Genomic DNA, 12,418 nt, shown 5'->3' with positions numbered 1-12,418 from the left:
AATTAATCTCTTATGGCTAATGCGGGGTTTAACTTAAAGGCTCTAATGATTGGGAATATAGAAGACAGCACAGCGGTAAATATCACCATGCATGTAATGATCAGGTAAAAGCTATAGTCTAGTTTGGGATAGATGTAGGCGGACATACCAAACTGCTCCATGCCTTCTTTGAAGCTTTCGAAGTGCATGCCAACCTGACCATAATATTCGATGGAAACCAACGCAAGCAGGTTGCCTACGATACCGCCAACTAGACAAAGAAAAATCGTTTCAAGCGTGATCATTTTGGCGATTTTTTTCTTGCTCATTCCCAATGATCTCAGCATCCCGATTTCTTTAGTCCGCTCTAGAATCGCCATAAGCATGGTATTGATAATTCCGAATATCAAAGCGATCAGCACAATGCCTACCAGGATATAATTGAAGAGGCTCATCATAGATCCGCTCATACTCAGCGTGGGATTGATCTCCTTCCAATCTTGAGTTTTGTAATCCGAAAAAGTCTGCTGCAACAAAGACACGGTGCTTGAAAGTGCCTCAGGATCCTTCACTCTCAGCGCCACTTCATGCGCCTGGCCTTCTGGCAACTTCAGGATTTTGCGTAAATCAGATTTCCTTACGAAAACATTTCGATCGTCGAACATGGTGCTATTGGTATCGAAGATGCCATTGACTTTAAAATTCTCATAAGCCATATTTCCAGTTTGATCGGCCAGAGTAAAAATGATTTTGGACTTCAGTCTTACTTTCAATTTTTCTGCGAGTCGTTCAGAAATGATGATGGGTTTGAATGTAGAGGTCGACTCCAGGTACTCCCCATCAATGAGATAAGTATGTACCGTCGTCACTTCCTTTTCTCGCTCTGGGTCGATCCCAATCAAGCTTACTTGCGTGCTGTTATTGGCCGTCATGGCCATGGCATCAGTTTTTATTCTGGAGGTGAATGTGCGGATGTTCTCATTCTTACTAAGGGTCGCAGCCATAGCTGATTCATCCATAGTGAGTCCGAGCTCTTCCATGATCAGGTATTGTTTGTCATGAATCTGAATATCAGAGATTTCATTTTCGATTGCATTTTTGATCCACTTATCAACCATGCCATTGGACATACTGGCAATAAAAAGTGCTCCAAAAAGCCCCATGGTCAAGGCCAGGATAACTGCGAAGCTCCGAGTTTTATTTCTCCATACGTTGCGCCAAGCGAGTGATGTGATCATTGTCTTCCTCGTATTATATCCACAATATTAAATTTCATGATGTTGTACAATGGGATCACCGAAGCCAGAATACTCACACCGAGTACTATGGCAAACTGCAATACCATATATCCGGGCTTGATTGATATTTGCAGAAAGGGTTCCATGTTCAACTGTCTATACATTTCGGCGCTTTCTTCAGGTACCGGGATTGGGTTGAGGTAATAGAAATACACCACAGGAAAACTGATAATAAGGCCGGCCAACGCACCAATACCAGCTATCATTATTGATTCTAAAATCACCTGAATGAGCAGACGGGTTCGTTTCATGCCAATGGCAATCATGATTGAAAATTCTTTTTTTCGTTCCATCGTCATCATGAGAATAGTTCCAAAGAGTCCGAACCCAATCACCATATACAAAATACCTATCATGATTTTACCAAAAAAATTGTCTGACTCTATCCCAGAGAGAATCTCTTTGTTCATCAACCGCCACCCTCTGGCTTCGAGCCAGGTGGTATCCATTTTCGAGCGGTAGTAGTTCTGCGTTGCCTCTACGGTTTCATTGTCTTTGAGCACCAAATTGATATTGGTCAAGCGCCCATCCATAAAAAAGAGGTACTGCGCAGTAGAGAGCGGCAGGAAGACAAGTCTTTTATTGAATTCTGCCATCGGGTGATCATAAATACCTTTGATAGGATACTTGCCTGCGGCAGTCACTCCCATGTATCCCTGACCTAGAAGCACAACCGTGTCTCCCACTTCTACTCTTAAGAATTGTGCCAGCTCCTTGCCTATCAGCACCTGCTCATCTTCTTTAGAAAGGTATTCTCCAGCGATTATTTTATCTGCGAGATTAAGTTGGCGGCTTTGAATCTTAGGATCAATGCCCTGTACCATGACCCCACGAGTATGCGGACCGGAAGATACCAGTGCCCCACTAATCAGCTGAGGCACGTAATAGTCAAGATTCTCATCTGTTTTTAACGCATTTTCCAAATCAGATGAAAATTCCATGCTATTGAGTAAGGTCTTATCCTCCCAGAAAAGCTTGTCCATAAGCGCCACATGACCTGTAGTGGATTTGATGGCATCGTTGAGCATTTTGTCATAGGTCCCAAGCTGCAAGCCTCTCATCATCGTCGCAATTACTACGGCAAACGTGACCGACGCCAGTGTGATATAGGTTCTTTTCTTATTTCGCCAGAGGTTCCTCCAGGCCAGGACTATCTTCTTTTTCATCTGACGCGTTTCATATTTTGCTGAGAAAAGAAGTCTTCTTGAAGGTCAGTACTGAATTTCAGGTTCTTATTGACCATGATGGTTTGATTACCAGGCTTGTTCAATGGGGTCATGACCAGTCTGGCTGGTAGCTTTCGATCATCGAATTGGGTGATTTCTGAAGCCTCCATAGTGTTGATCAATTCGAAGTCTTCGTCAAAATACTCTCCTTTCATTTGATAATACTCCTCCTTCGCAATCCAAAGGTTGATCTTGCCCCAGACCACAGAAGAGTTGGGTTTAGGAACTAATTCTATTTTGTAGCACTCCAATCCGTCCACTTGCTCCTCTCCCAGCAACTTGTGTGTATAATCTTCGGCGAGGCTATTCATTTTCACTAAGTCATCATTGGTAAAGTCTGAGCCCATCCAATTTTGTCCCATCATGGAAGGAGGCAATTTGATCATTCTGCTAATGTTGGGAATCCAATTCCACATGTCTGTTTGGCGCTTCAAAAACACCTGTCCCTTGTCTCTCGCTGGCGCAGTGATATAGATCAGAAAGTAACCGTTGCCCAGACTCCAGGACTTCATGGTCATGGTTCGTGTATATCGTGGTCTGACAATGGTCATTTCCATTTCGCCCTGGCTGCTTTTGCCATTGACTTTGTCAAGTGATTTCTGGATAATTTCGGAGGGGTCTTGTGCGAGTAGAGAGAGGTTACAAAGTAGCCCAATCAGTAGCAGCTGAGTCAATTTGATCATAAGATTAATTTACTACATTTTGTCTAAGTATTTAGTCGATTATGGTTGAAAAAGGTTCACAAAATCGATCACTTTTTTTCTGCATTTTACATTATCTTGGGTTAAAAAAAATGAAACTAGCTTATTTACTTATTCTGACTGCATTCTGTGTTTCATGCGGAGAAAAAAAGGCCATAGAGGAGAAGGCTATTGTAGAGGAGTCAGTAGCCACTGGACGTCCCGTTTCTGCCGATGACGGAAAGTTTTTTGATCAAAACAATACCCGAATGCTATATGGTGGAGAGGATAGCACAACACATTTCGACATTTCGAATCTAACCCTCAAAGAAGCTCAGTTTCACTACGGTATAGGTCGAGAAGCATTTCCTGCACTACTCGCTCCCGAATTCATCACCTTAGCGGCGGCTGATTCTATTTGGTCTGATACCACCCGGTTTCTGGTTGGGTCCTACAATGGTGAGACCAAGGCCTACTCTGTACCTGATCTGACTAGGCATGAGGTGGTCAATGACAGTCTGGGAGGCCTGCCAATCATGGCTGCTTATTGTATTTTAGCTGATTTGGGTGCCATCTATAATCGCAACTATGGTGATAGACTACTCACCTTCGGCCTCAGCGGCTATACCTATTTTGATCCCGAAGTATGGGAGGGATTGGATGGATTTGTCCTATGGGATCGAGAGACTGAAAGCCTGTGGTGGCCACTGACCGGAAAAGCTGTATCAGGACCGCTAGAAGGGGTCCGCCTCCAAGAAATGGACGAACAGTACTGGGAAGATTTGAAGTGGACGGATGTGAAAGAAAAATACCCGGATGTAGTTGTCCTGGCTTCGGGACAGGATTTCGAACGACCCACTCATTGGGCAAAATACGACGACGTGGTGTCAATTGTTCAGCAATTTTCAAAATAACCTCCTATGCATCGAACTAGCTATGAAAAAGCCATATCTGAGGTAAAACCAATCACATGGTTCTGGCTCATTGGAGCGATATTCGGGCACCCTTTTTACAATGTGCTAGCCTATCTAATCTGTACGGGACAGGGATGGTATATCGATACTAGTACCAACGTGACATTGATCAACATGCCCATATATGTGGTGAGCTTACTACTGATTTTTGTTCTGCGCTTTGCCTATCACCGCTGGAAACTGGCGTCAAAAATAAAAATGAATTTCTGGTTCAGTCTGGAAGTGTTTGCTCAACGCAAAGCTTTTCAAACCATCGGGTTGTTGACATTTCTCATGTGGGCAGGAGAGGTGGAGGGCAATATTGCAGGCTTCATTTATTTTCCAATCACTATATTACTGGGTACGATTATATCCATACTTAATCTCAAAAGGCTGCGTACCATAGCACATTATATATCTACACAATACTGACTGAACTATGAAAAATCTTATCCTCCTCTTTTTTATCACCACTGGTCTACTGGCATGCGAACCAGTGAAAAATAAAGATATAATCAGCGGCCAATTTGCCCATACCGTTCTGATTTGGCTTCATAATCCAGATAGTGAATCGGACAAGACTCGGCTTGAGCTAGGCCTCAAACGATTGATAGAGAACTCTGAGTACATTAGATCTGCACATTTGGGGGTGCCTGCGCTTACCGACCGCGAGGTGGTTGACAATTCATACACCTTCTGTCTTATTGTTACTTTTGGTTCTAAGGAGGCACAGGATAAATATCAAGTGGAGCCCGCACATAAGCAGTTTCTGAATGATTGCAAGCACCTTTGGAAGAGAGTATTGATTTATGACTCTATGAACCAGCTAGAGGAAACTGAAGTATTAAAATAAAATGCAACAGAATTAAATTTTGATAATTCTCTCCGCTGCGTTTGCGCCAATTGCCTGATTACCTCCTCAAGAATTTGGGTGGGTTAAATCTCCGGCCTATAAATATCTTCAAATTGCTCACGCTCCTCTCCAAATAGTCTTCTTCTTCTCTCGAACCAGAAAACACGCCTACGGCTGCCAGGCCCAGGAAGGTTTTTTCGGAGTTGTACCCGATAGAAAACCGAGTGGCCAGCTGCCCGGTGAGTTTGGCTTCGGTCTCTGCTCGCTGCCCATTTCTGGCTGGTGTCTTTTTGATCTCCGGGCCAAGTCCTATCACAGCAGTCATCGACAAATAGATTCTTTTGGCTACTACAAAATTATGTCCATATCCTCCAGCGATACCATAATTGATATACTGGGTACCTCGAAAATCAACACTCGTGTCAAAATTGGGTCTGGCCTCCAGGGGCAACAAGCTGGAGTCTGCATTCATCTTATAATAATTAAAGAATGGGCCAGCGAGAAAGGACCCCGCCCACTTAATCTGCCGCTCGTTATTGGTGAAGGCACTTCTGTAGGAAAATTTATCATGTTTGAAAATATACAAGGCGCTGATTCGAATGTTGACAGTCTTTATATCCGGCCGGATTGGATAGGGGTTATCCGGATCAAAACTGGTTCGGTAATCCTCAGGATTGGATCCATAATAACCCTTATACTTGAGCCAATTCACGTCTATTGCGAATTTTCTAGTGTAGATGTTTGATTGTAAATCAAATCGTTTAGTCTTTCCAAAAGTATCATCGTCACTATTTACTCCTGAAAAGTTGAAGGCCAGATCTGCACCAAACCACTTGTAGCCTATCCCAAATCCAATATTGAAGTTTTCGTTTGGTTTATAGTCTACCCTCGCCTCAGTTTGATAATTGACGTGCGCGATAGTGTTAGATTTTAATATTCCATAAATCTTCACTGAGAGCAGGTCCGAGTAATCGATTATGTATTGATCGTCGATCGGACGAGTCTCAAACCTACCGTATTCGTTTTTCTGCGCCAGGCAAAAGAGAGGTAATAGAAAAAAGTAAAATACGAATTGAAGTCTCTGCAAGTTTTTTTGGCTATGTCATAAAGGATACTCCCCTAAAAATAATACCTCTATGAGGTTTTTCCTAGCTAAGTTAATATTGACCTGTACCGAGCATGACCAGCGTACAGCCGAATACTGTCTCTACACCTAGCGCATTGGCAGCGTCAGCCAACGCCATATTTTCGGTTCCTGGATTAAATATTATTCTCTTTGGCTTGAGGCTCAGAATATAATCCTGCCATTCGGCCAGTCGGATCGCTCCGATATATAGTGTCACAGTATGCACGTGCTCTATCGCAGGTTTGTCGGCTAAATTCAGGAATTTTTGACCCAACAATTCACCAGGTTTGATACTCAGCAGTATAAACGGTTTATCACGTTCATGGAGTCGATAGGCTGCCAGGTAGGCATATTTGGATGGGTTGGCAGAGGCACCCATGACTAGCGTGAGATTGTTATTTTCCGGCATTTATATATTTTTCAATTAATTTTTCAGCGCATTTTTCTCCATCTATAGCTGCAGACATAATACCTCCAGCATATCCAGCGCCTTCTCCACACGGAAACAACCTTTTTAGTTGAATATGTTCCCATGTATCACTATTTCTTGGAATATGTACAGGCGACGAGGTCCTGCTTTCCACACCAACGACCACTGCTTCGTTGGTAACAAACCCTTTTGATTTTTTGCCAAAATCCTTAAACCCAATCCTTAGCCGCTGATCTATTGATGCCGGTAGCACATCCGAAAGCAGACAGGACTCAAGGCCGGGCTGGTAAGAACTCTCTGGCAAGTTTTGTGATCTGCGATTGCCAATATAGTCAGTCAGTCGCTGTGCAGGTGCTTTTTGCTGTCCACCAGCAACCTCACATGCTCTTTTCTCGATCTCGGACTGGAAGGCAAGTGCGCTGAAATTGCCATGCTGCTGATATTCTTTCAAATCCTCTTTTTCGACAGCCACAACTATTCCGGAGTTGGCATATTTCGAGTCTCGCTTTGATGGACTCATTCCGTTGACCACTACTTCGCCTGGTGCCGTGGCAGATGGCACAATAAACCCTCCTGGACACATGCAAAAGGAGAATACGCCTCGTCTGACTTTATTGATGTCTGTCTGAGTGGTCAGTGCATAGGGCGCCGCGGGCAAAAATTCACCACGTGTATCGCAGTGATACTGAATCCTATCAATCAGCTGCTGGGGGTGTTCTACTCTTACCCCCAGGGCAAAAGGCTTAGATTCTATGGTAATCTTATGTTTTTCAAGGAGTTCAAAAATATCCCTGGCAGAATGACCTGTAGCGAGTATCACCCCTTCTCCTTCTTGCTTGCGCCCGTCAGCCAATTCGATTCCTTTTATTTCTCCATTTTTCAAAATAAAATCTACTACACGGCTGTTGAAATGAATTTCTCCCCCTCTCGATTCTATCGTTTCACGCATGTCGGAGATCACCTTAGGTAGCTTATTGGTACCGATGTGTGGGTGGGTGTCTTGAAGGATAGCCTCACTTGCGCCATGCACTACCAGGATCTCAAGGATCCTTCGCACATCACCGCGTTTCTTGGAGCGGGTGTAGAGTTTGCCATCTGAGTAGGTACCGGCGCCTCCTTCGCCAAAGCAGTAGTTGGAATCGGGGTCTACGATATGCTCTTTATTGATTCGGGCCAGATCACGTCGTCTATCTCTGACATCCTTGCCTCGTTCGAAAAGTATTGGTTTCACACCTAATTCCAAACATCTGAGGGCGGCGAAAAGTCCCGCTGGACCTGTACCGATTATGATAATCTGTCTGGCATTCTTGACTTCGTTGTCAGGCTTTTGATAGTCGATTGCCCAAGGGTCTTTTTCGTCGGCATACAGTCCTATTTCGACATCTACCGAAACCTTACGACTACGAGCATCGATAGATCTTTTCAAAAGTTTCCAATTCGCTCCATCCTTGATTTTGGGAGAGATAAAGGCTTTCAGGTTATTTTCATCCAGCGCAATCTCTGGTTTCAGCCTGTATTTTAGGATTTTGTTCATGCCGTGCTATTATCGGGGCGAAGGTATCGGATTCTTGGTCTTTTTGAATCCCAGATAGCCAATATTTATTCCAAAGAAGATGGGTATGTACTGGCCAGTTTGATTGACTTCTGTGAAATAGGGGTCATAGACAGTCCCTGTATATTGCGGAGAGAAGGATCTCCGCCCGATCCCTACTCCTAGATAGACATCTATAGTCAATCCGGCATTGGCCGGGTCTTTGAGCCAGCGGTCCCCGATGAAGACTCCATAGTAGTATCGATTTTCGTTAGCATTTACCTCATGAGTGGCTAAGGTGCCGCCTTCGCTCACATTCGTGCCATGTTTGAGAAAATCTGCACCGACCAGATGCCCAAAATAAAACATCCCGAAGGTCTGATCTTTGCTATAAAACTTTTGTCTTATCACCAAACTAGATCCTGTAGTGAACAGGTCTCCTGTTGCCTGTTTTTGATGGCCTTCAAAAAACGGTTTTCGGTGATAGGTATAAATCAGCTCATACCCTTGACGCTCTTGCAAATAATACTCTACCGCCAACGGCATATACCCGAGAACGGAATACAATGGATTGGAACCAAAGATGACCCCCTTGTATTCGTTGACTCTGGAAGTGAAATATCGAGATTTTCTATTTTTAAATTTGTATTCGGGCTTGTCGTATTCCTCATCTCTTGCTTGCTTGGCAAACGCTTCGCTTTTCATGAAAACAGGATTATTTTCTCCGTATACTGGTAAATATGTGCCTGCCACCTCTCCATTCTTTTTGAATAAAGTCCATTCGCCAATACGTCTACCTTCTGAAAGCTGCCCTTTCATTTTCACATGGCCATTGATATAGTAGCCTTCGTAGTCTCCAATTCCGCTCTCATCAAAGATTGCAACTCCTTCTATATTTCCTTCCTCGTCATAGTAAGTCCACTTACCATTATTGACATCTCCTTTGAAACTGCCAGATACTTTGAGGTTTCCACTGATATAATATTCTTTGTAGTCGCCAGTTCCTTCATCGAATTCGCCTACCCCTTTAGTTTCGCCAGACTCGTAAAACATCTTCCAATAGCCGTCTTTCGACCCGTTTTTTTGCAAGCCTTCAGCGCTTTTGGATCCATCGGTATAGTAGTAGATCCAGTTGCCCAGGGTCTGTCCCTTTTCATATCCACCTTCGGCCGACACCTTACCATTCTTGTAAAAATACTTCCACGGGCCGGTTTTGAGTCCTTGCTTGTAGTAGCCTTCGGCCATTTTTTCTCCACTTTCATAATAGTATACCCAAAGACTATCGCTCTTACCTGACTTGTTCAATCCTTGCATTTTCAACTTGCCCGAAGAGTAGAATTCTTTATATATGCCGCTGCCTTGGTTGAAGAGTGTTTGCGCCTTCATCCCCCCACCTTCGTAGTAGTAATTCCAGGTACCGACTCTTACCTCCTGGTCATACTGACCTTCACTTTTCAGGCTGCCTGCTTCATAGTAGTATGACCACTGCCCTACCTTTTTTCCATTGGAAAGAATACCTTCGGATCTAAGGTTTCCGTTTTCGAAATAATCAGACCATATACCTACAGTCCTACCATGAAGAAATGATCCGGTCTGTCTTATTTTTCCATTTTCAAAATAATATACCCAATTCCCAGAGGCCTTATTCCCGGCATAAAAACCTTCAGCCTTTTTGATACCTGAAAGATAATAGGAAGTATATGGCCCATTGAGTTGATTTGAAATGGTATCACGTACAGTGAATACTTCTTTTACGACTGTTTTCTCTTGATCATAGTAGGTCCGCAACACAACTCCCTGAGCGAATATCGTACTGGCCGAAAAAAATAACCCTATGAATAAGTATACTTTCAAATTGTGATCTACTTCTTAAAAATTGTTTCTTCCACCCAATTCTTCCCCCAATTTCCTTTCTCTTCTTCGCTCCACAGTGCCGGGAAAAAAATTACTCTTTGAAATCTTGGTGGTAAGTATTTTTGCCAATTGGTACCGCCAGTGGCTGCAATGACCTCCGGATCGCGTTGCAGGTATCTTACAGCTGATTTATAATGAGCCAGACGCCATTGTACATTGGATAGCTGGTCCAGTTTTCTGAGTGCCGAAATAATCTCATCCTTGTTTGGAGCAGATTTATAGCTGGTATCAAATTTTTTCCAAATATTATCCAGCTTATACTTATTTGCCAGCTTTAGAAATTGTTCCGAATATTTTGCTTCAAACTGCTTTAAGGTCAACGTTTTCTTACCTGTAGCAAGCTCGGTTGCTCCTCTTTTCCAATAGAGATGGTCATACATCTGCTCCAGATTGTTGGAATCCATTGATGCCCTCTGTCCCTCGTCTACCAGATTGATCAGATCTGTACAAGAGATCTCAAACATTCTGATCTGAGCCGATTGAAAACCACTAGCTGGTAAGAGCGACATACGAAAATCAAGAAACTGTTTTTGATCCATGCCATCGATCATTACATCAAAAGAGTCCACCAGGTGGAGAAGATATCGATTGATGCGATTGACTCGTAGCAGGTACTTATCAGCATCCGATCCATCATCAAATGCCAATTGCTCGATTTCATTGAGTATCAGCTTGAAATAGAGCTCCGTGATCTGATGATAGATAATAAATATCTTTTCGTCAGGAAACTGAGTTTTTGGGGTTTGGAGACTGAGTAGTGTATCCAGATGGATATAGTCCCAATAGGTAAGATAGTCGGCGTGCAGTAAGCCATCCAGGTAGGAGGACAAGTCCTGCCCCATCGCTTCATATTTTTCTTCCAACTGCCTAAGTTGGTTAATTATCTTATCGTCAAAATTCGAATTTGCCATGTAGGTATTGTTGTTGTTTAATAATGTAAATTTGCGCCTAAATTTGAATAACCCATAAACAACAAAAGTAATTATCGGACAAAGTATGCGGAATCCTGATGATTATCATAAAAAACTTAATCGGATAGCGGCTATTCCAGCCACTGCCAGGGATTGAGCTCGGTCGATGATACGATTTTGACATGTTTATCAGGGAATCACAGATTACAAAGGCAAAATTTCATTATTACACGAATGAGTAATATTTTGAGCCCTTATTATTGATTTTAGAACATATTAAACAATAGCCCTTCTTATGAAATCAAATTTCACTGACGAATTCGAATCTCCGGATTTTTATCAATTAGACGACCTACTCACAGAAGAGCATCGGATGATCCGTGGCTCTGTTCGGGATTTTGTAAAAAAAGAAATTACTCCAAATATTGAAGACTGGGCTGAAAGAAACCACTTCGAATATTCGATGGTCAAAAAATTTGGTGATATCGGAGCATTTGGCCCTACGATCCCTACTCAATATGGTGGCGGAGGTATGGACTATATTTCATATGGTCTAATTATGCAGGAAATAGAAAGAGGAGATTCGGGTATGCGGTCTACTGCCTCTGTGCAGGGTTCGCTTGTGATGTATCCTATCTACAAATTCGGTTCGGAGGAGCAAAGAATGAAATATCTCCCGAAGTTAGCGTCAGGAGATTGGCTCGGTTGTTTCGGCCTGACAGAACCTGATCACGGTTCTAATCCAAGTGGCATGGTGACCAACTTCAAAGATATGGGCGATCACTATCTGCTCAACGGAGCTAAAATGTGGATATCCAATGCACCGAAAGCAGATGTGGCCGTGGTTTGGGCTAAGAACGAAGAAGGAAGAATTCATGGGCTGATCGTAGAACGAGGCATGGAAGGATTCTCAACTCCTGAGACGCACGGCAAGTGGTCGCTTCGTGCGAGCTGCACCGGAGAGCTTGTCTTCGACAATGTGAAGATTCCTAAAGAAAATTTACTCCCCAACAAAAGTGGCTTAGGTGCTCCGATGATGTGTCTTGATTCTGCCAGATATGGAATCGCTTGGGGAGCCATAGGCGCCGCCATGGATTGTTATGATTCTGCCAGAAGATACTCCCTGGAACGTATTCAGTTTGATAAACCGATCGGCTCTTTTCAGCTGATTCAAAAGAAGCTTTCCGAAATGCTTACTGAGATTACAAAGGCTCAGTTGCTCAATTGGAAACTTGGTAAAATGTTTGAAGATGGGAAAGCTACCACTCCTATGATCTCCATGGCCAAACGAAATGCGGTAGCTACAGCCCTTGATATAGCAAGAGAAGCGCGTCAGATTCATGGCGGAATGGGCATCACAGGCGAATATCCAATGATGAGACATATGATGAATCTAGAGTCTGTGGTGACTTATGAGGGCACACATGACATACACCTGTTGATCCTGGGGCAGGAAATCACTGGAATCCCAGCTTTCAAATAAAATAAATGTAGAAATTGTCAGGAAGGGTTATCAA

General features: G+C 43.3%; 12 protein-coding genes. 4 read left to right on the top strand and 8 right to left on the bottom strand.

Annotation, left to right across the window (positions count from 1 at the left end; genetic code table 11):
• Positions 1-2 precede the first annotated feature (2 nt).
• The 3 genes from ABJF11_RS02620 to ABJF11_RS02610 are packed head-to-tail and all read right to left on the bottom strand — an operon-like array spanning position 3 to position 3,186.
• Positions 3-1,217: an FtsX-like permease family protein gene (locus tag ABJF11_RS02620; protein WP_348117869.1), complete on the bottom strand. Its 1,215-nt coding sequence runs from the start codon at positions 1,215-1,217 to the stop codon at positions 3-5.
• Entirely contained in the window at positions 1,214-2,443 is a 1,230-nt protein-coding gene (locus tag ABJF11_RS02615) for an FtsX-like permease family protein (protein WP_348117867.1), read from the bottom strand. The genes ABJF11_RS02620 and ABJF11_RS02615 overlap by 4 nt, the downstream gene beginning before the upstream one ends.
• Positions 2,440-3,186, bottom strand: a complete 747-nt coding sequence (locus ABJF11_RS02610; protein WP_348117865.1) for an outer membrane lipoprotein-sorting protein — start codon at positions 3,184-3,186, stop codon at positions 2,440-2,442. The genes ABJF11_RS02615 and ABJF11_RS02610 overlap by 4 nt, the downstream gene beginning before the upstream one ends.
• Positions 3,187-3,296: 110 nt before the next feature.
• Between ABJF11_RS02610 and ABJF11_RS02605 the strand changes: the two genes are divergently transcribed.
• From ABJF11_RS02605 to ABJF11_RS02595, 3 genes are read left to right on the top strand one after another with little or no spacing between them, the layout of a single operon-like run.
• Entirely contained in the window at positions 3,297-4,097 is an 801-nt protein-coding gene (locus ABJF11_RS02605; protein ID WP_348117864.1) for a DUF3179 domain-containing (seleno)protein, read from the top strand.
• A 6-nt stretch (positions 4,098-4,103) separates the two neighbouring features.
• Entirely contained in the window at positions 4,104-4,568 is a 465-nt protein-coding gene (locus ABJF11_RS02600; RefSeq protein ID WP_348117863.1) for a hypothetical protein, read from the top strand.
• Between the two features lie 7 nt (positions 4,569-4,575).
• Positions 4,576-4,989 carry a Dabb family protein gene (locus tag ABJF11_RS02595; protein WP_348117862.1) on the top strand — a complete coding sequence of 138 codons (414 nt, stop codon included), beginning with the start codon at positions 4,576-4,578 and terminating at the stop codon, positions 4,987-4,989.
• 58 nt (positions 4,990-5,047) lie between these two features.
• Here ABJF11_RS02595 and ABJF11_RS02590 read toward each other — a convergent pair whose 3' ends face one another.
• The 5 genes from ABJF11_RS02590 to ABJF11_RS02570 form a co-directional block, all read right to left on the bottom strand.
• On the bottom strand, positions 5,048-6,076 hold the full coding sequence (locus ABJF11_RS02590; protein WP_348117860.1) for a DUF4421 domain-containing protein: 1,029 nt from the start codon (positions 6,074-6,076) through the stop codon (positions 5,048-5,050).
• A gap of 70 nt (positions 6,077-6,146) precedes the next feature.
• Complete coding sequence (locus ABJF11_RS02585; RefSeq protein ID WP_348117859.1) at positions 6,147-6,524, bottom strand: CoA-binding protein; 378 nt, start codon at positions 6,522-6,524, stop codon at positions 6,147-6,149.
• The gene (locus ABJF11_RS02580) at positions 6,511-8,079 is read right to left on the bottom strand and encodes an FAD-dependent protein (RefSeq protein ID WP_348117858.1); all 1,569 of its coding nucleotides are present in this window, start codon (positions 8,077-8,079) and stop codon (positions 6,511-6,513) included. The genes ABJF11_RS02585 and ABJF11_RS02580 overlap by 14 nt, the downstream gene beginning before the upstream one ends.
• Positions 8,080-8,088: 9 nt before the next feature.
• A complete protein-coding gene (locus tag ABJF11_RS02575) occupies positions 8,089-9,930 on the bottom strand; it encodes a hypothetical protein (RefSeq protein WP_348117856.1) in 1,842 nt (613 codons plus the stop codon).
• Positions 9,931-9,938: 8 nt separating this feature from the next.
• On the bottom strand, positions 9,939-10,901 hold the full coding sequence (locus ABJF11_RS02570) for a tryptophan 2,3-dioxygenase family protein (RefSeq protein ID WP_348117854.1): 963 nt from the start codon (positions 10,899-10,901) through the stop codon (positions 9,939-9,941).
• Positions 10,902-11,196: 295 nt separating this feature from the next.
• On the opposite strand from ABJF11_RS02570, the gene ABJF11_RS02565 reads away from it, so the two are divergent.
• The gene (locus tag ABJF11_RS02565) at positions 11,197-12,384 is read left to right on the top strand and encodes an acyl-CoA dehydrogenase family protein (protein WP_348117853.1); all 1,188 of its coding nucleotides are present in this window, start codon (positions 11,197-11,199) and stop codon (positions 12,382-12,384) included.
• The last annotated feature ends 34 nt before the right edge of the window (positions 12,385-12,418 follow it).

It is taken from the genome of Reichenbachiella sp., assembly GCF_039941815.1.
Lineage (GTDB): Bacteria > Bacteroidota > Bacteroidia > Cytophagales > Cyclobacteriaceae > Reichenbachiella.
This window is presented reverse-complemented; position numbering and strand designations above follow the sequence as displayed.